Annotated in this window: 20 protein-coding genes; 11 read left to right on the top strand and 9 right to left on the bottom strand. The window is 70.6% G+C overall.

Annotation, left to right across the window (positions count from 1 at the left end; genetic code table 11):
- Positions 1-223: 223 nt before the first annotated feature.
- The 3 genes from OG766_RS16220 to ygfZ all read left to right on the top strand — a co-directional run bounded on the left by OG766_RS16220 (position 224) and on the right by ygfZ (position 2,342).
- Positions 224-796, top strand: a complete 573-nt coding sequence (locus OG766_RS16220; protein WP_266379682.1) for an FABP family protein — start codon at positions 224-226, stop codon at positions 794-796.
- Between the two features lie 117 nt (positions 797-913).
- On the top strand, positions 914-1,351 hold the full coding sequence (locus OG766_RS16215; RefSeq protein WP_266379679.1) for a Fur family transcriptional regulator: 438 nt from the start codon (positions 914-916) through the stop codon (positions 1,349-1,351).
- Between the two features lie 10 nt (positions 1,352-1,361).
- Positions 1,362-2,342 carry a CAF17-like 4Fe-4S cluster assembly/insertion protein YgfZ gene (gene ygfZ, locus OG766_RS16210; RefSeq protein WP_266379676.1) on the top strand — a complete coding sequence of 327 codons (981 nt, stop codon included), beginning with the start codon at positions 1,362-1,364 and terminating at the stop codon, positions 2,340-2,342.
- Between the two features lie 55 nt (positions 2,343-2,397).
- Here the strand turns inward: ygfZ and dtd are convergent, their stop codons facing one another.
- Positions 2,398-2,823, bottom strand: coding sequence for a D-aminoacyl-tRNA deacylase (gene dtd, locus OG766_RS16205; protein ID WP_266379673.1), 426 nt, complete (start codon positions 2,821-2,823; stop codon positions 2,398-2,400).
- Positions 2,824-2,969: 146 nt separating this feature from the next.
- Here dtd and OG766_RS16200 point away from each other — a divergent pair, with 146 nt between their 5' ends.
- The 3 genes from OG766_RS16200 to OG766_RS16190 all read left to right on the top strand — a co-directional run bounded on the left by OG766_RS16200 (position 2,970) and on the right by OG766_RS16190 (position 6,146).
- Positions 2,970-3,626, top strand: coding sequence for an RsiG family protein (locus OG766_RS16200; RefSeq protein ID WP_266379671.1), 657 nt, complete (start codon positions 2,970-2,972; stop codon positions 3,624-3,626).
- 128 nt (positions 3,627-3,754) lie between these two features.
- The gene (locus tag OG766_RS16195) at positions 3,755-4,810 is read left to right on the top strand and encodes an asparaginase (protein ID WP_328725644.1); all 1,056 of its coding nucleotides are present in this window, start codon (positions 3,755-3,757) and stop codon (positions 4,808-4,810) included.
- Positions 4,811-4,886: 76 nt separating this feature from the next.
- Complete coding sequence (locus tag OG766_RS16190; RefSeq protein WP_328725643.1) at positions 4,887-6,146, top strand: GNAT family N-acetyltransferase; 1,260 nt, start codon at positions 4,887-4,889, stop codon at positions 6,144-6,146.
- A gap of 37 nt (positions 6,147-6,183) precedes the next feature.
- On the opposite strand, the gene OG766_RS16185 is transcribed toward OG766_RS16190, so the two are convergent.
- The 5 genes from OG766_RS16185 to OG766_RS16165 form a co-directional block, all read right to left on the bottom strand.
- Entirely contained in the window at positions 6,184-7,182 is a 999-nt protein-coding gene (locus OG766_RS16185; protein WP_328725642.1) for an aminoglycoside phosphotransferase family protein, read from the bottom strand.
- A 2-nt stretch (positions 7,183-7,184) separates the two neighbouring features.
- Entirely contained in the window at positions 7,185-8,174 is a 990-nt protein-coding gene (locus OG766_RS16180; RefSeq protein WP_266379665.1) for a phosphotransferase family protein, read from the bottom strand.
- A complete protein-coding gene (locus OG766_RS16175; protein ID WP_266379663.1) occupies positions 8,171-10,672 on the bottom strand; it encodes a hypothetical protein in 2,502 nt (833 codons plus the stop codon). Before OG766_RS16175 ends, OG766_RS16180 begins: the two co-directional genes overlap by 4 nt.
- A gap of 110 nt (positions 10,673-10,782) precedes the next feature.
- On the bottom strand, positions 10,783-11,526 hold the full coding sequence (locus OG766_RS16170) for an ABC transporter permease (protein WP_266379662.1): 744 nt from the start codon (positions 11,524-11,526) through the stop codon (positions 10,783-10,785).
- Positions 11,519-12,565 (bottom strand): ATP-binding cassette domain-containing protein, encoded by a 1,047-nt coding sequence (locus tag OG766_RS16165; protein WP_328725641.1) that lies wholly within the window; start codon positions 12,563-12,565, stop codon positions 11,519-11,521. The genes OG766_RS16170 and OG766_RS16165 overlap by 8 nt, the downstream gene beginning before the upstream one ends.
- A gap of 118 nt (positions 12,566-12,683) precedes the next feature.
- On the opposite strand from OG766_RS16165, the gene OG766_RS16160 reads away from it, so the two are divergent.
- The 3 genes from OG766_RS16160 to OG766_RS16150 all read left to right on the top strand — a co-directional run bounded on the left by OG766_RS16160 (position 12,684) and on the right by OG766_RS16150 (position 16,456).
- Positions 12,684-13,490 (top strand): TetR/AcrR family transcriptional regulator, encoded by an 807-nt coding sequence (locus OG766_RS16160; RefSeq protein WP_328725640.1) that lies wholly within the window; start codon positions 12,684-12,686, stop codon positions 13,488-13,490.
- Between the two features lie 101 nt (positions 13,491-13,591).
- The gene (locus tag OG766_RS16155) at positions 13,592-14,206 is read left to right on the top strand and encodes a TetR family transcriptional regulator (protein ID WP_328725639.1); all 615 of its coding nucleotides are present in this window, start codon (positions 13,592-13,594) and stop codon (positions 14,204-14,206) included.
- 81 nt (positions 14,207-14,287) lie between these two features.
- Positions 14,288-16,456, top strand: a complete 2,169-nt coding sequence (locus OG766_RS16150; protein ID WP_328725638.1) for a HelD family protein — start codon at positions 14,288-14,290, stop codon at positions 16,454-16,456.
- On the opposite strand, the gene OG766_RS16145 is transcribed toward OG766_RS16150, so the two are convergent.
- Both OG766_RS16145 and OG766_RS16140 read right to left on the bottom strand, forming a co-directional pair.
- Positions 16,443-17,708 (bottom strand): MFS transporter, encoded by a 1,266-nt coding sequence (locus tag OG766_RS16145; protein WP_328725637.1) that lies wholly within the window; start codon positions 17,706-17,708, stop codon positions 16,443-16,445. The genes OG766_RS16150 and OG766_RS16145 overlap by 14 nt on opposite strands.
- Before the next feature lie 94 nt (positions 17,709-17,802).
- Positions 17,803-18,708: a nitroreductase/quinone reductase family protein gene (locus OG766_RS16140; RefSeq protein WP_328725636.1), complete on the bottom strand. Its 906-nt coding sequence runs from the start codon at positions 18,706-18,708 to the stop codon at positions 17,803-17,805.
- A 324-nt stretch (positions 18,709-19,032) separates the two neighbouring features.
- On the opposite strand from OG766_RS16140, the gene OG766_RS16135 reads away from it, so the two are divergent.
- Both OG766_RS16135 and OG766_RS16130 read left to right on the top strand, forming a co-directional pair.
- Positions 19,033-19,479 carry a DUF5958 family protein gene (locus tag OG766_RS16135; RefSeq protein ID WP_328725635.1) on the top strand — a complete coding sequence of 149 codons (447 nt, stop codon included), beginning with the start codon at positions 19,033-19,035 and terminating at the stop codon, positions 19,477-19,479.
- A gap of 119 nt (positions 19,480-19,598) precedes the next feature.
- Positions 19,599-20,510, top strand: a complete 912-nt coding sequence (locus OG766_RS16130; protein ID WP_328725634.1) for an oxidoreductase — start codon at positions 19,599-19,601, stop codon at positions 20,508-20,510.
- On the opposite strand, the gene OG766_RS16125 is transcribed toward OG766_RS16130, so the two are convergent.
- Positions 20,494-21,108, bottom strand: coding sequence for a LysE family translocator (locus tag OG766_RS16125; protein ID WP_328725633.1), 615 nt, complete (start codon positions 21,106-21,108; stop codon positions 20,494-20,496). The genes OG766_RS16130 and OG766_RS16125 overlap by 17 nt on opposite strands.
- Between the last annotated feature and the right edge of the window lie 21 nt (positions 21,109-21,129).

The following is a 21,129-nucleotide window of genomic DNA, read 5'->3' as shown; positions in this document are numbered from 1 at the left end:
TAAGCTGGGGTCCGGCCCGTACAGCCTGCACGCCCATCCGAGGAGTACCCGTGATCCTGTTCTTCGAGATTCTGCTGGTCCTGGTCTGTGTCGGCGTGCTCGCCTTCACCGGCCTGGCCGTGAAGAAGCTGTACCAGGGCCAGCGCTAATCCCGTATTCCGCCCGTACCGCCCGTACCGCCCGTATTCCGCAGATCGACTCCCACAGATCGACAGAGCCACTCATGATCGAGATCCCGTCCGACCTCAATCCCGACCTCGTTCCCCTCGCCTTTCTCCTGGGCACGTGGGAGGGCGCGGGTGTGTCCGACTTCCCCGGCTCGGAGAAGTGCAACTTCGGCCAGTCCGTGACCTTCAGCCACGACGGCCGGGACTTCATCGAGTACGTGTCGCACAGCTGGGTGCTGGACTCCGAGGGCAACAAGGTCAGGCCGCTGGAGTCCGAGTCGGGCTACTGGCGCATCGACAAGGACCGCAAGGTCGAGATCGTCATGGTCCGTGACCAGGGCATCGTGGAGATCTGGTACGGCGACCTCGCCGACAAGAAGCCGCAGATCGACCTGGCGACGGACGCGGTCGCGCGCACCGCCGCCTCCTCGGCGTACTCGGGAGGCAAGCGGCTCTACGGCTACGTCAAGGGCGACCTGATGTGGGTCGGCGAGAAGGCGACCCCCGAGGTGCCGCTGCGGCCGTACATGTCGGCGCACCTGAAGAAGGTCGTCACCCCGGAGCAGGTCGAGTCATGGGCCAAGGACCTCGGTGACCTGCCGGACGACGGCATCGCGTTCTTCAAGTAGGTCGTCTTCAGGTAGGTCCTCTTCAAGCAGGTCGTCGACGCAGGTCGTCGACCCCGGACCTTCCGGGTGTTCCGCCGGGACCGGGCCAGGACCGTCCGCGCTGCCTACACTGGACGCGTGGTGAGCACCGACTGGAAGAGCGACCTGCGGCAGCGCGGCTACCGTCTGACTCCGCAGCGCCAGCTTGTCCTCGAAGCCGTCGACACCCTGGAGCACGCGACCCCCGACGACATCCTCGTCGAGGTGCGCAAGACCGCTTCCGGGGTGAACATCTCGACGGTCTACCGGACGCTGGAGCTGCTGGAGGAGCTGGGCCTGGTCTCGCACGCCCATCTGGGGCACGGCGCGCCCACCTACCACCTCGCCGACCGGCACCACCATCTCCATCTGGTCTGCCGGGACTGCGGCGACGTGATCGAGGCCGATGTCGACGTGGCCGCCGGCTTCACGGCCGAGCTCCGTGAGCAGTTCGGGTTCACCACGGACATGAAGCACTTCGCGATCTTCGGCCAGTGCGGCCAGTGCGCCCGGAAGGCAGCCGCCGGCCAGTCGTAGGCTTATGTCCATGCAGCGACATTCAACGATCAGCCCTCTGCTGTCCCTGCCCGGCGCTGTCCCGGCCGAGGGGCGCGACGAAGGTGTCGCCGCGCACTACGGCGACCTGTTCCGCGAGCAGCGCGCGCTCGCCGACGGCAGCGGTTTCGTCGACCTCTCGCACCGCGGCGTCATCACCGTCTCGGGCCCCGACCGGCTCAGCTGGCTGCATCTGCTGCTCACCCAGCACCTGAGCGAGCTGCCCGCCGGGGAGGCCACCGAGGCCTTGATCCTGTCCGCGAACGGCCACATCGAGCACGCGCTGTATCTCGTGGACGACGGCGAGACGGTGTGGGCGCACATCGAGCCCGGCACGCAGGAGTCGCTCCTCACGTACCTGGAGTCGATGAAGTTCTTCTACCAGGTGGAGGTCGCCGACCGTACGGACGAGTTCGCGGTCGTGCATCTGCCGGCCGGCTCGATCGCCGAGGCCCCGGAGGGCGTGGTCGTACGGGAGACCGCGCAGGGCCGTGATCTCTTCCTGCCCCGGGCCGCCCTGGAGTCGTACGCCGCGGCCAACGGCCCCGCGGCCGGTGTCCTGGCGTACGAGGCGCTGCGCGTCGAGGCGCACCGTCCACGGCTCGGCTTCGAGACCGACCACCGCACCATCCCGCACGAGGTCGGGCTGATCGGCAGCGCCGTGCACCTCCAGAAGGGCTGCTACCGGGGCCAGGAGACCGTGGCGCGCGTCCACAACCTGGGGAAGCCGCCGCGCCGGCTGGTCTTTCTGCATCTCGACGGCAGCGAGGTGCACCTGCCCGGGCACGGCACGCCGGTACGCCTGGCCGCGGACGGCGAGGAAGGGCGTCAGCTCGGCTTCATCACGACGTCCGCCCGCCACCACGAGCTGGGCCCGATCGCGCTCGCGCTGGTGAAGCGGAACGTGCCGGTGGACGCGGAACTGCTGGCGGGCGACACGGCGGCGGCCCAGGAGGTCGTGGTCGAACCGTAGCGCCGCCACGCCCGGCCCGGTCGCATCCTGCGCCCCGCGCCGTCGGCCCAGGGCCTCACACCTCGATCAGCACCGTGAACGGGCCGTGGTTCGTGAGCGAGACCCGCATGTCCGCTCCGAACCGGCCCGTCTCCACCTGGGCCCCCAGCTCCCGCAGCCGGGCCACCACCTCGTCGACGAGCGGTTCGGCGATCTCTCCCGGCGCCGCGGCGTTCCACGTGGGACGGCGGCCCTTGCGGGCGTCCCCGTAGAGAGTGAACTGGGAAATCACCAGCAAGGGCGCATTCACGTCGGAGCAGGACTTCTCGCCGTCGAGAATCCGCACCGACCACAGCTTGCGGGCGAGCTGCGCCGCCTTCTCCGCCGTGTCCCCGTGGGTGACTCCCACCAGCACACACAGCCCTTGGCCGACGATCTCACCCACGGTCTCACCGGCCACCACGACGCTCGCGCCGTCGACCCTCTGCACCACTGCACGCATACAGACCAACCTATCGGGGGCTGAACGGGTGCAGACCGCCTGCACCGGTACCGTCCGTAGTGGCACGATGCACGGAGTCGGTGCATCCCCTCGGCCCTCCTTGCCCGGGGAGACCCCATGCACCGGTCGAGGGGACTGATTCACGCATGAGCACTCCTGGCGCCGGGCAGTCGCCCGGTCCCGTACCGACGACCCGCCGTTCCGCCTCCGGGACGGGCGCCGTCCGCCCGCCCGCGCAACGCACCGCTGCCCCGTACACCGAGCCCCGTACACACGACCTCGCCACCCTGCGGCTGCCGGAGCTGCGCGCGCTGCGCAAGGATTCGCAGCGTGACGAGGCGGACCTCAGCTATGTGCGGCGACTGCTGCAGGGCCGGATCGACATCCTCCGCGCGGAGCTGTCCCGGCGTACGGCACCGCCGGCGCCCGCGCCCGTGTTCTCCGCCTCGGCCGGCGGACCGGGCCTGACCAGCCCGGACGCCGCGGTCGTCGACCGGCTCTCGCAGATCCTCACCGACCCGCCGTCGCGGCGCGGCAGTTCGGCCCGGCACGTCACGCTGTCCACGCCGCGCGGCGAGGAGTACCGGCTGCTGGCCGCGGAGATGCTCGCCGAGGTGGAGCTCTCCGACCTGGACGCGCGCACGGACGACGAACTGCACGCGGCGATGGGGCGGCTCGCGGGCTATGAGCAGCAGGTCTCGCGGCAGCGCCAGCAGTTGCAGCGCACCGCGGACGACTGCAGCGCCGAGATCGCGCGCAGGTACCGTGAGGGCGAAGCGCAAGTAGACGACCTGCTCACCTGACGCGCGGGGTGCGGCGTCCGGGGGCGTGGCTGCTTCCGGCCGGGCTCCCTCCGGCGGGGCTGCCTCCGGCCGGGCTGCCTCCGGCGGCACGGCTTCCGGGGCGGGTCCCTGTCCCGGAAGGCCGCCGCATGCCCGCCAGCTCGTCCGAGCCCGTCCCCGCGTCCGAGCCCGAGCGCGAGCCCGAGGCCGCGACGACGTCCGCGTCGTTGCCTGTGCCTGTGCCTGTGCCTGTGCCTGTGCCTGTGACCCACCCGGTCCTCGCCGAGGTCGTACGCTCCGGCTTCGTCGAGGGCCGGCACCGGGGCTCCCTGGTCGTCCTGGCGGCGGACGGCAGCGTGGAGCTGGCACTGGGCGACCCGGCCGCGCCGTTCTTCCCGCGCTCGTCGAACAAGCCGATGCAAGCCGCGGCCGTGCTGCGCGCGGGCCTCGACCTCGCGGGGGAGCGGCTGGCGCTGGCCGCGGCGAGTCACTCGGGCGAGCCGTTCCATGTCGAGCTGGTCCGCAGGATGCTCGCCGAGAACGGGCTGACCGCGGACCACCTCCGCACCCCGCCCGCCCTGCCGCTGGACCCGGCCGAGGCGGAGAGGTATCTCGCGTCCGGCCGGGGACGGGGCCGGATCGCCATGAACTGTTCCGGCAAGCACACGGCGATGCTGGCGGCGTGCCGTCTGAACGGCTGGGAGCTGGACACGTACGTCGACCCGTCCCACCCGCTTCAGCTGCTGACGCGCACGGTCGTGGAGGAGTCCGCGGCAGAGCCGGTCGCCGCGATCGGTACGGACGGCTGCGGGGCGCCGCTGATGGCGATCAGCCTGCTGGGCCTGGCGCGGGCGTACCGACTGTTCGTCCTGGCTCCGGAGGGCTCGGCCGAACGACGGGTGGCGGATGCGATGCGCGCCCACCCCGAGTACGTCGCCGGGACGAACCGTCCGGACACCTGGCTGATGCGGGCCGTGCCGGGCGCGCTCTCGAAGGTGGGTGCCGAGGCGGTCCAGGCGGTGGCCCTGTCCGACGGGCGGGCTCTCGCCTTCAAGATCGACGACGGTGGGACGCGGGCGCTGGGCCCGGTGCTGGCGCGGCTGCTGGAAGGTCTTGGCGTGGACGACCCGGTCGTGGCACGCATCGCCGAGGCCCCGGTCCACGGTGGCGGCCGGCCGGTCGGAGAGATCCGGGCGGCCTTCTGAAGCACTGCTTCCGCTTCGGGATCCACGTTCCGGAAATTCCCGTGACGGGCGGGACGGTCACGCATAGCGTGGCGCCATGAGCCCCGATGCGCGCCCTGAAGTGCGTCCCGTGAACGAGTCCGAGTTCGCCGACTGGCTGCGCGCGTGCAGGACCGGCTTTCTGCAGTCCCCGGTGATCACCCCGGCGTACGCGGCGGTCCGGCTGGCACACTCCGACCTGCCCCGGGTGCTGGGCGCGTTCGACGGTGGCCGCTGCGTGGCGACGTACCGTTCCTTCACCCAGGAACTCACGGTCCCCGGCGGCGCCGTCGTGCAGGCGAACGCCGTCTCCAACGTCACCGTCTCCCCGACGCACCGCCGCCGCGGCCTGCTCACCAGGATGATCACCACGGATCTCGCGGCCGCGAAGGAGCGCGGCGAGGCCGTCTCGACGCTGGTCGCCGCCGAGTACCCGATCTACGGGCGGTACGGCTTCGGCCCCGCGACCTGGTTCACCGAGTGGAGCATCGACGTCCGCCGCACCGGCCTCGACCCCCGCCGGCCGGTCCCCGACGACGGCGGCCGGACCGATCTGGTCGACGCCGCGGAGGTCCGCAAGCTCGGCCCTGAGCTGTACGACCGCTTCCGCACCGGCCAGGCCGGGGCAACCGACCGCGACGAGCACTGGTGGGCGACCAACACGGGCCAGGATCCGGTCGGTGCCGAGCCCTGGAAGGAGCCCTACTACGCGCTGTACCGCTCGGCCGCCGGCAACGTGGAAGGCCTGGTCGTCTACCGGGCCGAGCCTCACTGGACCGATGCCGGGCAGCCCGACAACACCGCGGTCGTCGAGAAACTGATCGCGACCTCGCCCGCCGCCGAGCGCGCCCTGTGGCACTTCCTCTGCTCGATCGACTGGGTCACCACGGTGCGGACCGGTTGCCGCGCCCCCGACGACCTCCTCCCCCACTTCCTCCCCGACCCCCGCGCGGCCCGCACGGTCACCCACGCGGACTCCCTGTGGGTGCGCATCCTGGACGTCGTACGGGCCCTGGAGGCGCGTACGTACAGCACCCCCGGCACGCTGGTCCTGGACCTCCACGACCCGGCGGGGCTTGCGTCCGGCCGATTCCGGCTGGACGTGCGCCCCGGCGGAGCGGCGGAGTGTTCCCCGACCGACCTCGCGGCCGACCTCTCCATGGACGTACGGGAGTTGGGCGCCCTCTACCTGGGCGACGAATCGGTACTGCGCCTGCAGGCCCTGGGCCGTGTCACCGAGGAACGCCCGGGCACGGCAGCCCTGGCGGACACCCTCTTCCGCACCCCACGCCGGCCGTGGTGCCCGGACATCTTCTGACGCGGGGGTGTGGACCACGGCCGCGTCGCGGCCGTTCTCAGGCCATCCAGTGCTCGACCGCCGACTCGATGTCGCTCGGTTCGGGTGCCGGCCGCGGTCCGGCAGTCCAGTGGGGCCGGGCCGCGGCGATCTTGTCGGCGAGTTCCCCGGCCAGTGTGGACCGGGCTTCCCGGTCCTGTTCCGCGGCGATGCGCCGTCCCCAGCGGATCGTGTCCACGACGGCCGACTTCACCGCCTCGTAGGCGAGGTAGTAGCCGAGGTCGCGGCTCCACTGCGTTCGGCACTCGCTCGGTGCCGCGCGCTCCCAGCCCTCGGCCACCACATGCCGCTCGGCCGGTGAGTAGGACATCTTGTGGAGGTGGTCGCCGAGGTCGTACACGGGATCGCCCCACAGAGCGAGCTCCCAGTCGAGGAAGACGACCTGCCCCCGACGGCCGAGGATCATGTTCTTGCGATGGATGTCCGCGTGCAGCAGCCGGAAGGGCCGCTCGGCCAGACCGGCCGCCCGCTCCTGGAGCAGAGTGCACGGGTCCTCCGGGATGCCGAGAGCCTCGTACAGGCCGCCGGCTGTGGCGTCGTGCCTGCGCCGGATCACGCGGACGAGGCCCAACAGGCGTCCGGCGAAGCCTGCCGTGTCCCCGTCGTGCGGCCAGTCGCCGGGCACTTCGGGCAGGGCGCGGGCCGGTACCCGCAGCAGCCGGCCGAAGAGAGTCTCGATGCTGTCCAGTACCGGCTCGGGCAGGGGCTTGCCGTCGGGGAAGAGAGCGTCGACGCGCCGGCCCTCCACGAACTCGTGAATCTGGAAGCCGGGGTCGGTGCTGGCGTGCAGGAGGCGGGGAGCCGCGGGCACATGAGGGCCGATGGCGGAGAGCACGTCGGCCTCGGACCACAGGGTGAGATCCATGGCCTCGGGGTCACCGGAACGCATCCGGACGACGACGGGACCGCTGTCCGCCTCCATCCGGACGTTGCGGTTGTAGTGCCCCGACTCGCCCTCCCGCGCGCAGGCCTCTTCGTAGAGGGCAACAGGGTCCACGGCTACGTCTCCGTCCAGGGGGCGAGCGTGGTGGCAACCCGCTCAGGAGTGATGTCGGGAGACGATCCCCACACCAGGCGGGCGGCGTTCACCTTCTTCGCCAGCCGGGTGAGGAGGACGTCGCGCTCCGGGGGGCGCGCGCCTGCGAGCTGCTTGGAGTAGCGGATCGTGTCGACGATCGCCGACTTGATGCGCTCGTGCGCCATGTACAGGTCGAGATCGCCGCGCGGTCCGGTGGTGGACGGTGCCGGCAGTCGTTCCTGCCACTGCCGGATCACCTCGGCCCGCTGCTCGTCCGGATAGTCCATCTTGTGGAAGTGGATCGCGAGTTCGTACGCCGGATCGCCCCACAGCGCCAGCTCCCAGTCGAGGAACCAGGTGACACCGTTGTGGACGATCATGTTCTTGCGGTGCAGGTCGGCGTGGAGCACGGTGAACGGCCGGGGCGTGAGCCCGTCCCACAAAGCATCGACGACTGCCAGCGGTTCTTCCGGGATGCCGAAGTCGGCGAAGACGTGCCGGTATTCCTCGGCATGTGCCCGATGGATTCTCCGGGTGAGGTCGGCCAGCAGCCGGGCGAATCCGCTGCTGTCGCCGGAGGCCGGCCAATGGGAGGGGATCCCGGGCACCTTCTCCTCAGGGATCCGCGTCAGCTGGTCCATCAGCGCCACGACATCGCCCATCACATGGACGGGAACGGAGCGTCCGCGCGGGCAGAAGCCGTCGAGCACCCGTCCGTCGATGAAGTGGTGGACCTGGAACCGTGGCTCGTCCGACACATGGCGCAACTCGGGCGCCTGGTCGACGTAGGGCCTGATGCAGGCGAGTACCTCCTCCTCGCGCCACAGCCGTACGTCCATGATGTCCGCCCCCGCCAGGGGGATACGGACGTTGACCTTCCCTTCGGGGGTGTCCACCCCGACATTGCGGTTGTAGTACCCGGCGGCACCGTCCGCCTCCGATGCCTGCTGGTAGAGCCTGAGCCAGGTCACGAGGTCACCTCGAGCAGCGTCGACAGAACATCATCCGTGCGGCTGTGCAGGTCTTGCGGCGCTCCGAGCAGGCGCAGTGAGGGACGAGCGCGTTCGGCGGCCGCTGTGAGCTCGGGATCGATGAGACCGGTGCGCTCGGCCGCGCGTTGAATGGTCAGAATCAGCGAAGGATAGACCTGGCAGGCCTCCAGCTCCCGTGCCGAGTGGAGCAGCAGCTCCTGTGCCGCCCTTCGCTCACCCCGACGCAGTAGCAGGAAGGCCCGGAACATGTCGGCCCGGGCTCGCCCCGAGCGGTAGCCGGCCAGGTCGAGAGCGGTGTTGGCGTTGCGGAAGGCCATGTCCGCCCGGTCCAGTTGCCCCAGCCGTAGCTGGGCGATGGCCATCGCGGTGTACACCTTTCCGATTTCGTGCTGGGCGCCGAGATCCCGCTGGACGTCGAGGGCGGCGCCCGCCTCCACGACGGCGGCCTCGGGATCCGTGAACGCCAGCAGCTCGGCCCTGTTGGTCCTGATGTTGGCAAGGCCCACGACGGCGCCTATCGCGTCGTACTCCTCCTCGGCGTGCGCCATGAGTTCCGCGGCCCTGCCGAAGTCCATCAGGAAGCGGTGCCCCAGGTGCATCAAGCGCTTCAGGTCCCCACGAATGATGTGCTCGTGCGGGGCACAGATGTCATGGACCTCCTCCGCCAGAGCGAAGGCGCCCGCGAAGTCGCCCTGCCACATCCGGATGTCCGCGACACACAACCCGGCGGAGGTCCGGGCCTCCCCCGCGTGCTCCTCCCAGACCCGGGTGAAGATGCTTGCCGCATGGCTGCTCTCCCCGGCGATCCGGCGCGCGTTGGCCCCGGCCAGTGCGAGGCGTGCCGAGACGACCGAGCGGACAGGCATGTCGAGGGCAGGAGTCAGCGCCATGGCCGCGTTCGTGTCCCCGAGCTCCAGCTTCGACTCGGCGTCCAGACAGTCGGCGGCGTCACGGATCCCGGGCAGGGCGGCAACGGCGTAGTCGGTTTCCGCCGGGGCCGCGAGGTGGCTCCGGATGTCCTTGACCATGCCGTCCACCGCTTGCCTGCCGCCCATGATGATGGCCCGGTCGGCGTGCTTCTGGATCTGCTCGGGGGAGATGTTCTCCGCATGGAGTCCGTGGTAGACGGCCTCCCGCAGGGGGGAGGAGCGGGTCACTCCTGAACGCGCCGCCCCGGCTTCGACGCGCTCCGCCAGCTCTTCCCAGAACTTCCGGAGCACAGCGTGGACCTCGCGTGTGACCGTGGGCGGGAGGTGGTGCTGAAGCGCCACGATCATCAGTTGGTGCAGCCGGAACCAGCCCTCGGGCAGCGGGTAGGCGAACGAATAGGAGGTGAGCGACTCCCAGGTCAGCAGATTGGTGGGAAGGTCGAAGTGCCGGCCGATGGCACGGAACGCCCCTTGGTCGAAGGTCCGCGCGACACTGAGCAGTTCCAGGATCCGGACCTCGTCCGGAGCCACGTGCTGCAGGAACCGCTGGACGATCTCCTCCGCCGTTCCGGCGTCCTCCGTCCTGGCCGGATTCTGCACATGTGTGTCCACGGCGAGATGGAGGTAGAAGGGCACTCCCGCGCTGGCCTCGGCGATCGTGCGCTGTCGTGCGATCTCCGTGATGCCCGCCTGGGAGAGCAGTTCGAGGCGAGCGGTCATCGGGAGCCCGTCGACCTTCTCTTCCCGGATCACCGCCTCCCAGTCCTTGTCGTAGACCGTCCAGGCAAGGGGTTCCCGGCTTGCCAGCACGGTCAGCCCGCCGTGGAGCTGCCCGAGCAGATCGCGCAGCCAGGCGTCGGAACCGTAACTGCGGCCGCCCGGCAGCGGGGTGGGCACCATGGCCTCGTAGGCGTCCACGTAGAGCACGTACGGCCGCTCCTCGGCCGCCTGCCGCAACTCTTCGGCGAACAGGTAGGAGACCGCGTGCCCCAGGTCCGCGTTCGAGAGGCTGTCGAGTTCCTGGAGCGTCGGGTCGGACTGGATCCTCTGTCTGCGCTGCCGGTTGGCCATCGCCCGGCCCGTGAGCCGCACCAGCCCTGCCGCCGTACCGAACACCGGCAGGCCCATGGCGTCGTCGAGTATCTTCGACAGCACTTCGCTGTCCTCGGCGAAGGGCGTGTTCTTCCGGTCCATCGGCAGCTGGGGATGCACGCGCTGCCACAGGACGGCGTAGGCGATGTCGAATCGGTCGAACTTCACGCCCTGTGCGCCGAGTTCCATGCGCAGTACGGCGAGAGCGTCCTCCTGCTGCCGCAACGTCGGAAGCTGCAGGTCGAGACGGGCCGTACGGAAGGTGTCCGGAGTGCGGGAGCGCAGTTCCTGCAGCAGGCGTGACTTTCCGATTCCCCCGACGCCGACCAGGTTCAGGATCCGCGGATTCTCGAAGGCTCCCCGTAACTCCCCGTCGTACGTCGCGAGCAGTCCTTCACGATTGAAGAACTGCCGCTGCAGAGCTGACACCCGCCGATAGCGCGGCCTGATGGGCACAGCGACTCCCCCCCCCTGATCCCCGACGCTGCCGCAGGCAAGGCTACCCATGGCGATACCGCGGGAACAGTGACCCACAGGACGGGAACACCGCTCGCCGCGGGGCCGGATCACCTCGTCCGCAGCCTGAACAGCAGCGACCCGCCCGCCGTTCCCAGGGCCAGCAGCCCCGCGCACCATGCCAGCGCGATCCACGGGGTGTTGCCGACGGGCTGGTCGAGGAGGAGGCCGCGGAGGGACTCGATCACCGGGGTGACCGGCTGGTGTTCCGCGAAGCCGTGGAGCCAGTTCGGCATCGTGTCGATCGGGACGAACGCGCTGCTCGGGTAGGGCAGGAACATCATGAAGAACGTGAACCCGCCTGCCGCCTCCGGGGACTTGGCGAGCAGTCCGATCGCCGCCGAGAGCCAGGAGATGGCCACGATGAAGGCGAGCAGGACACCGGCGGCGGCGAGCCAGCCGGCCGGTGTCGCCGAGGGGCGGAAGCCGATGGCGAAGGCCACGCCGAGGACGAGGGCGGTCGAGACGAGGTTGCGGGCGGTGCTGGCGGCGGCGTGGCCGGTGAGGATGGGGATGCCGCCGATGTCGAGCGAGCGGAAGCGGTCGATGATGCCGCCCTTCATGTCGTCGCTGACGGTCACGGCGGTGGTGGAGGCACCGAATCCCGCACACAGCAGCAGGACGCCGGGGACGACGTAGGTGACGTACTCCGTGCCGGTGTCGATGGCTCCGCCGAAGAAGTAGACGAAGATCAGCATCAGCATGACGGGCAGCATCATGCTGGTGATGACGGCATCGACGTTGCGCCTGCTGAGGCGGATGCCGCGGCCGGTCAGGGTGAGCGCGTCAGACATGGGTGGGCTCCTCGGCGGTGGCGTCGCGCGGTGCCGTACGGGTGAGGGTCAGGAAGACGTCGTCGAGCGTCGCGGTGTGCAGGGAGAAGCGGGCCACGTCGCCGCGGTCCGGGTCGAGTTCGTCGAGCAGGGCTCGGACGTGGGCCGCGATGCCGTCGGTCGGGAGGCCGAGGGTGAGGGTCTCGGGGGAGCGGTGGACCGCGCGGGCGGTGTGGCGTTCGTAGGCGTCGCGGCTGGTGAGTACGAGGTCGAGACGATGACCCGCGACCCGGCTCTTGAGCTCGTGGGCGGTGCCCTCGGCGACGATCCGACCGCTGTCGATCACGGCGATGCGGTCCGCGAGCTGATCGGCCTCCTCCAGGTACTGCGTCGTGAGGAAGACCGTGGCCCCGCCCGCCGACAACTCCCGTACGACCTGCCACAGCTGCTGGCGGCTGCGCGGGTCGAGGCCGGTCGTCGGCTCGTCCAGGAAGATCACCTCGGGGCTGCCGACGAGGCCGGCGGCGAGGTCGAGCCTGCGCCGCATCCCGCCCGAGTAGGTGCGCGCGAGACGGCCGGCGGCCGGGGTGAGGTCGAAGCGTTCGAGGAGTTCGGCGGCGCGGCGGCGGGCGGCCGCGCGTGAGGCGCCGCCGAGGCGGGCCATCATCCGCAGGTTCTCCTCGCCGGTCTGCATCTCGTCGACCGCCGCGAACTGACCGGTGAGGCTGATCGCCCTGCGTACGGCGGCCCGTTCGGCGACGACGTCATGGCCGGCGATCCGGGCGTGGCCCCCGTCCGCGGTGGTGAGCGTCGCGAGGATGCGGATGGTGGTGGTCTTGCCCGCGCCGTTGGGGCCGAGGAGCGAGAAGACGGTGCCCCGTTCGACGCGCAGATCGACGCCGTCGAGGACGCGGACGTCGCCGTACGACTTCCTGAGGGCGGTGGCCTCGACGGCGGGGCGGGACGGGTGGTGGTGCGGGTCCTGTGCGCCTGGCTCCCTTGCGCCTGGCTTCTGTGCGCGCGGCTCTCGTGCGGTCGGCTCCTGTGAGCTCGGCGTCATGCCGTTCCCCCTCAGCTCGGAGTTGCATGTACTGCGTATGGCATACGCGTTATCGCGTAAGGGTTACGCATTACTAGGATGTGCGTCAAGGTTCTTCGGAGAACAGAGGTGCGGACCGGTGGCCGAGCGCGGCGAATCAGGCGGCAGCGGCAGCGGCAAGGGCAGCGGTACGGGGCTGCCCGCGAGCATCGAGGCCGCGTGGGGGCTGCGGGAGCGCCCCTCCAAAGGCCCCAGGCCAGGGCTCAGTCTGGGCCGGATCGTCGACGCCGCGGTCGGGCTGGCGGCGGAGGAGGGGCTCGCGGCGGTCTCGATGGGGCGCGTCGCGAAGGTGCTCGGCGTCTCGACGATGTCGCTCTACCGGTACGTCGCCGCCAAGGACGAGCTGTACGTCCTGATGCAGGAGGCGGTCATCGGGACCCCGCCGCCGACACGGCAGGGCGAGGGGTGGCGTACGGCGCTCGCCGCCTGGGCGTGGGCGCAGCGCGAGGTCTTCCACCGGAACCTGTGGGCGCTGCGCGTCCCGGTGTCCGGCCCGCCGGCGACCCCCAACATGGTGGCGTGGTGGGAGCAGGGCATGGTGGCGCTGGAGTCCACCGGGCTCGACGACGGTCAGAAGATCTCGGTGATCGTGCTGGTCGGCGGCTTCGTCCGGAGCGAGGCCATGATGATGAGCGACATCGGTGCGGCGGTCGCGGCGAGCGGCGGCGAGGAGGAGTTCCTCGCCCGCCATGTGAACACCCTGACCCGGCTCGCCGACCCGCAGCGCTATCCGGCCGTGGCCAGGCTGCTCGGCTCGGGTGTGCTGACCCAGCCGGACGAGCCCGACCACGAGTTCACCTTCGGGCTGGACCGGATCCTGGACGGGGTGGCGGTACTGATCGCGACGCAGGAGGGCGGACGGGAGGGATCGGCGGATCCCCGCTGACCCGCTGGCTGCGCTGTTCGCTGACCTGCTGTGCCCTCCGTTGATCCGCTGCGTCATCCGCTGACCAGTTGCGCCAGACCCTCAGTGCGTACGCTCGGTGCATGAGTGCTGAGCTGGGGCTGCGCGAGCGCAAGAAGCGACGGACGTACCAGGCGATCTCCGACGCGGCGATCGCTCTCTTCCTGGAGAAGGGCTTCGACGCCGTTTCCGTCGCCGAGGTCGCCGCCGCCGCGGAGGTCTCCAAGCCGACCCTCTTCCGCTACTTCCCGGCGAAGGAGGACCTCGTCCTGCACCGGTTCGCCGACCACGAGGATGAGGCCGCGCGCGTCGTCGCCGCCCGCGCGGAGGACGAGACCCCGCTCGACGCGCTGCGCCGTCATCTCCTCGACGGGCTGGCCCGCCGGGATCCGGTGACCGGGTTGAACGATCACCCGCACGTGCTCGCCTTTCACCGGCTGCTGTACGGGACTCCGAGCCTGGTGGCGCGCCTGTACCCGTACCAGGGGAGGTCGGAGGAGGCGCTGGCCGCGGCCCTTGGCGCGGGTGTCGGTGCGCGGCTCGCGGCCGGGCAGATCGTCGCCGTGCTGCGGGTGCTGGCCGAGGAGAACTGGCGCCGTATCTCGGCGGGCGAGCGCGCGGACGACGTGTACGCCGATGCCGTGGCCGCCGTGGATCTCGCCTTCGGTCAGCTGCGTAGGGGGCTCGCTCGGTCCTGAGGATGGGTTTCGTTGAGGAAGGGCTCCCGGTCTTCTGAGTTCAAGTAAAAAATGTAACTCAGTTACGTTATTCTCGATGGAATGACGTCACTCGAGCATGCGCTCAGCCAGGAACGCGACTACCACGACCTCTGCAGGGCCGCTCTGACCGCGATGACCGAAGGCGCCGCCACGCGTGTCGTCACCAGCGAGGACGTCTCCGCCTCGGGTGCCGACGCCGAAGCGCTCGGCTACGAGCTCCGCAGTCATGCCAAAGAACTGCGCGAACTCCCGCCCAGCCCGCTCTTTTTCGGCCGTCTCGACCACGAGGACGGCCAGATCCATCACATCGGCCGCCGCCGCATCAGCGAGCACCCGGCGGCTCCGCCCCTCGTCATCGACTGGCGCGCTCCCGTCTCACGGGCCTTCTACCAGGCGAGCGCACACGACCCTCAGGGCGTCGCCGTACGCCGCCGCTTCGGCTGGGCCCCGCACAGCAAGGGTGACTCCGCGGATCTGACCGGACTGGAGGACGAGCCCCTGACGCGCGGCGATCCCGGGGCGAGCACCGCCGAAGGCGCCATCACCGGCACCCACGGCACCACGGGCACCACAGACCCCGCAGGCACCGGCACGGCCACGAGCGGCATCGTCGCCGGCGAGATCGAGCGTCCGCGCGTCGGCCCGATGCGCGACATCGCCGCGACCATCCAGCCCGAACAGGATGCGCTCGTACGCTCCGACCTCGCCGAATCCGTCTGCGTCCAGGGTGCCCCCGGTACCGGCAAGACGGCCGTCGGCCTGCACCGCGCCGCGTATCTCCTCTACACCCATCCCCAGCGCATCCGGCGCGGTGGACTGCTGATCCTCGGCCCGAACCGCACGTTCCTCTCCTACATCTCCGAAGTGCTGCCCGCGCTCGGCGAGATGGACGTCCGTCAGTCGACGGTCGAGGACGAGATCGCCCGCCATCCGGTGCGCGTGCAGGACAGCGACGCCGCGGCCGCCGTCAAGCACGACGCCCGGATGGCGGTCGTCCTGCACCGCGCGCTGTACGCCCGCGTCGTCACCCCGGACGCCGAACTGTCCGTACCCGACGGCTCGTACCGCTGGCGCGTCCCGCTCGGCGAGTTGCGGCGGATCGTCGCCGACGTACGGGAGGAGGGGCCGCCGTACGCGGTCGGGCGGGAACGCGTCCGTACCCGTGTCGTCCGGGCGGTGCAGCTCCGGGTGGAGCGCCGTTCGGGGCCGACGAGCGGCAGCTGGACGCAGCGGATCGGCAGGTCGCGGGCCGTGTCGGCGTTCGTGGACGAGGTCTGGCCGAAAGCGCGGCCGGAGGAGGTGCTGGCGGGGCTGCTCACAGACCCGGACGGCCTGCTCGACGGCGACGGCAAAGGTGCCCTGCACGATGGGACCGGCGCCCTGCCCGATGGGACCGGTGTCCTGCCCGCCAGGGAGGAACTCCTCACCGAGGTCGAGCGGACGGCGATCCGATGGGACCGGCCGCCCCGCTCCTGGAAGTCGGCGAAGTGGTCGGCCGCCGATCTCGTCCTCCTCGACGAGCTCGCCGGACTGATCGAACGACCTGCCGGATACAGCCACATCGTCGTCGACGAGGCCCAGGACCTCTCACCGATGCAGTGCCGCGTCATCGCCCGCCGCGCGGCCTTCGGCTCGCTGACGGTCCTCGGTGACCTGGCGCAGGGCACCACCCCCTGGGCCGCCCGCAGCTGGCCGGAACACCTCGCCCACCTCGGCAAACCCCGAGCCGCAGTGGTGCCGCTGACCACCGGCTTCCGAGTCCCGGCGGCCGTGGTCGAGCTGGCCAACCGGCTGCTCGGCGTGCTGTCCGTCGACGTACCGCCCGCCCGTTCGCTGCGCCGCGACGGGGAGTTGACGATCCGGGAGGTGACGGATGTGGTCGCGGCGACGGTCGACGCGGTACGTGCAGCCCTCACCCGCGAGGGCTCGGTGGGCGTGATCGCGGCGGACGCCGACGTACCCGCGCTCCGCGATGCCCTCGGCGAGGCGACGGCAGCCGCAGACGACGGTCGTCTCACCGTCCTTGCCGCGTCCCTCGCCAAGGGGCTGGAGTACGACCACGTCGTCGTGACCGAACCGGCCGCCATCGCCGCCGCGGAGGAGCGCGGACCGCACCGCCTGTACGTGGCCCTGACCCGGGCCGTCTCCCGTCTCGACGTACTCCACCACCGGCCGCTGCCACCGGAGCTGACGCACGGTCCGCGGCAGCGCTACGTCATGCCCGGGTGACGCGTTGCTTGAGGTGGGTGGCGCCCTTGGACTCCGTCGGTCGGCCGAGACGACGGATGCCGGGGACGGGCAGCAGCGCCACCGTGACGGCGAGAATGCCGAGGCAGCAGATCCACATGACGGGTCCCGAGCCGATGCGGTCGGCGACGGTACCGGCCAGGACGTACGCGAGCGGTACGAGCGCGGTCTCGCCGAACATCGTCAGGGAGGTGATCCGGCCGATCAGCTCCTCCGGGACCTGCTGCTGCTTGGCCGTCTCGTAGAAGACCACGGCCAGTTCCAGGCTCGCGCCGCTGACCAGCATCGACACGAGCAGCCATGGAAGCTCGGGGTGCGTTGCGAGGACGGCGAGGGGTAGCGGCCACAGCAACTGGACGAGGACGCAGGCGAGCATCACCCGGTGGGGCCGCCAGCGCAGCGCGATCAGCGAGCCGAGCACCATGCCGGCGGAGAACGCCGAGACCGCCCAGCCCCAGTGGCCCTGGCCGTCGTCCCGGCCGGACAGGATCAGCGGGCCGAGCAGCTGGTACCCGGCCAGCCACAGCGGCACGGCGACGGCCCCCGAGAGTGCGTACCCCCACATCCACGGGCGGCTGCGGAACGCGGCCCAGCCCTCGCGCGCGCCCGCCAGTACGGCCTTCGTGGCGCGCGGCGGCGTGCTGATCCGCAGCCCGGCGAGGACGGCGCAGCACGAGCCGAACGCCAGCGCCGCGGCGAGCAGCACCTGCCCGTACCCGAAGACCGCGCCGAGCATCGCCCCCAGGCCGGGTACGGCGATACGCGCCACGTTGAGGACCAGCCGCAGGGCCGCGTTGGCCCGCTGGAGCGCCGTCGGCGGCACCAACTGGACGATGAGTCCCTGGAAGGCGGGCTGGACGGCAGCGGCCGCTGCGCCCGTCGTCGCCGCCGCGGCCACGAACGTCCACACCGTGACCCGGTCGGGAGCGAGGAGCAGCAGCAGCCCCATGGTGCCGTGGGCGGCGGCGAGCACCGCGTTGCCGAGGACCACGACGGTTCTGCGGTCCACCCGGTCCGCGATCACGCCGCCCACCGGAATCAGCAGTGTCTGCGTGAGCACCGAGCAGGCGAGGACGAGTCCGACGGAGAACCCGTCCCCGCCGGTTCGGAGCACTGCGAAGGCGAGCACGACATTCACGAGACCGGTGCCGGCGGTGGACACGCCGCGACCGATGACGTAGCGGGCGAAGGGCGCGCGCCATGAGGGTGAAGCCGGGGATTCGCTGCGGGACATCCCCCGTGGATAGCAGGCTCGCCGCACCCGGGGGTCATGTTTGCGCCGGGCTCACCGTGCGGGGCTCACCGTGCCGGGCTCACCTTGCGGGGGCTCACCGTGCCGCGGCATCGAGAGCGGGAATCAACTCCTCCTCCTCGTACCGGAGATGGGCCTCCAGCTCTTCGGTGAGCCGCTCCACCTCGGCGAGTACGAACGTGGGGTCCGCGTCGCCGCCCGCCGAGCCGTCTCCCGCCTGATGCGCCGACGCATCCGCCGCTGCGTACGCCGTGCCGTCCGGCGCGACGACCTCACGGAGATCGGAGAGGAGCGCGGCGATCTTCTCGTGCTCCTGGCGCAATCGGTCCAGTACCGGGGCGAGTTCGTCGTCCTGTGCGGCGAGATACGGGAAGAGCGCGGTGTCCTCTCCCGTGTGGTGGTTGTGCAGCCCCTGGCAAAGGGTCAGGCAGTTGATCCGGAGCTGGGCGCCGAGCCCGGGCCCGGAGTCCATGATCTCCTGGCGGATCAAGGCGAGTTCGCGTCGGAAGCCGTCGTGGATCACCTTGATGGCCTCACCCATCGAGGTCGTGTTCGTGTTCGGCGGCCCGCTCTCCACCGCCTCCAGCGCGACCACCGGGATCACTCGCTCCGTACGAGCCTGGTACTCGCCCCAGCCAGGGTCCGCCTCGACGGCTCGCGCGAAGGCACGGTCGCGCTCCTCTCCCTCGAGGACGACGGCCCGTGCGTCGTACGTGAAGACACCGTCCTCGACGGTGAGGCGGGGGTCGGCGAGGAGGTTGCGGAACCAGTCCGGATGCTTCGGTGAGCCACCGGCGGAGGCGATGACGAGCACCCGCTCACCACCGTCGTGGAGGTAGCCGACAGGGGTGGTGTGCGGAGCGCCGGTTCGTGCTCCCGTGGTGGTCAGCAGGAGCAGCCGGGCTCCTTCGAAGTATCCGCCGACACGTCCGCGGTTGGCACGGAACTCCTCGATGACCTGCTGATTGAAATCGTTCGGCATTCTCTGCTTTCTTCTCTGTTTTCGGGCATGACGAATTTCCGCCGTACGAGGCGGGTTGGGGAAGGAAACAAACAGACAGAGAGCGGTGCGGCATCACATCACGCACCGAAAGCAGAAAAGGCGGGCCTCTCGCCCGCCCCGGACTCACTCCGAGGCCGGGTGCCCTACTCGTTCGTGGCCCATGGCCGACCCGGCAGTCACGTACTCAACCTAACCCGACCGTGAGGCCGCGGGCAACGCCGATTTCCGGTCGCGGAAATCGAATGCGCCGGAAGTCGCGCGCGGCGGACAATGCGTGGGCGTGTGCGGGAAGGAGACCGGTCCATGAACAGGCCGCAGACCGAGGTGTTCCTCAACGAACTCGCCCAGGGCCTTCTCCCCACGGAGCAGGGGGTCGCCTGGTTCGAGTCGCTCCCCGACGACGAGCAGTCGACGACGCTGCACCTGCTCGCCCAGTTCTGCTTCCAGGCTCACCCCACGGACGAGGAAGCCCTGGAAAGCATTCGCCGTTCAGGGCTGCGGCCGACCCATACGCCCGCGGTCCTGCTCGTGCGGGGGCGGATCGAGGATCAGGTGGGGAAGATCGCCCTTCTCGCCCCGCAGCATGAGCGGAGGAAGGCTTTCCGGCTGCTGATCGCGCTCCTCGCCGTCGCGGACGGGCGCCGCCGGGAGCGCTGTCGTGCCGACGGTTGTGGCCATCACTGGCACCAACTGACCGCCGACCGTGAGACAAGTGCGGGTCGGCAGCAGGGGAGTGGCGATGGCGCGTGACCGGCGAGGTGCCACACGGCCATACCGCCAGTGACGGCCAGATAGCCAGTGAGGCCAGATAGCCAGTGACGCCAGACGTCAGGCTCTGGACTCCAGGCCCCGCGTGTCAGACTCCGGGCATGACCTCAGGGACGATCAACGATGGCGACGCAGCGTCCGCCGGCACCTGGAAACTCGGCGACCTCACCGTCAACCGCCTTGGATTCGGGGCGATGCGCCTGGCGCAGAGCGGCGAGGCGTTCGGCGCCGACGCCATACCGAGCGACCGCGACCGGGCTGTCCGCGTCCTGCGCCGCGCGGTCGAGCTCGGGGTGAACCACATCGACACCGCCGCGTTCTACTTCTCGCCGCTGCGTTCCGCGAACGAGCTGATCAACCGCGCCCTGGCCCCGTACGCGGAGGACCTGGTCATCACCACCAAGGTCTGGCCGGGCCGCGACCCGTCCGGCAACTGGGTGTGGGCCTCGCCGGAGCAACTGCGCGGCCAGGTCGAGGAGAACCTCCGCCAGCTCGGCCGCGACCACCTCGACGTCGTCAACCTGCGTGTCCCGAGGGGCCGGGCGACCGGTTCGATCGCCGAGCACTTCGGCGCGCTCGCGGAGCTTCGCGAGGCCGGGCTCGTACGCCACCTCGGCGTCTCCAACGTATCCCCCGACCAGCTCGCCGAGGCCCGGACCATCGCACCGGTCGTGTGCGTACAGAACGCCTACGCCGTCGGAGCGCCGCCCGAGGACCACGAGTTCGTACGGGCCTGCGGTGAACAGGGCATCGCGTTCGTCCCGTTCTTCGCCGTCGCCGGCCCGGGCCGCGAGTCCGGCGCCACCGGCACGCAGCCCGAGGAGATCCTCTCCGTCGCCCGCGCGCACGGCGCCACCCCCGCGCAGATCCGCCTGGCCTGGACCCTCCAGCGCGGCCCGCACGTGCTGGCCATCCCCGGCACCGGCAATCCCGACCACCTCGTCGAGAACGTCGCGGCCGGGGCGCTGCGGCTCTCGGAGGACGAGATGCGCCTCCTCACGCGGACGGGGTGAGCGCGAGAGCCACCCCGAGGCCGACCAGCACCGAACCGATCACCCTGTTCAGCACCGCCTGCCGGCGCAACATCCTGGCCCGCAGGGTCTCGTTGGAGAAGAACAGCGCGGCCAGGCTGAACCAGGCCAGGTGCGCCACCGACATGAACAGCCCGTAGCCGATCTGGCGGGCGACCGGCGTGCCGGCGGTCACGACCTGGGCGTAGGTGCTGACCACGAAGAGCATGGTCTTGGGGTTGAGCGCATTGGTCAGGAAGCCGGTACGGAGCGACTGCCACGGGGAGAGCCCGGTACGGTCGGACAGGTCGATGTCCAGGCGGGTGCGCGCGGTGAACGTCCTGATGCCGACGTAGACCAGATACATCGCCCCGACCAGTTTCATGGCCGTGAAGAGGGCCGGGCTCCGCGTGACGAGCAGCCCCACACCGAGCATGGTGTAGGCGACGTGCACGAGGACGCCGAGGGATATTCCGACCGCGGCCAGCAGCCCGGCGGTTCTCCCGTACAAGTAGCTGTTGCGTACGGTCATGGCGAAGTCCGCGCCGGGGCTGATGACGGCGAGAACGGTGATGACGGCGACAGCGATGACCTGCGTCATTCCTCTGCTTCCTGCTCCTGT

The organism is Streptomyces sp. NBC_00259, assembly GCF_036181745.1.
Classification (GTDB): domain Bacteria; phylum Actinomycetota; class Actinomycetes; order Streptomycetales; family Streptomycetaceae; genus Streptomyces; species Streptomyces pratisoli.
Note: the sequence above shows the minus strand (reverse complement) of the source record. Positions and strands in the feature narration are given on the sequence as shown.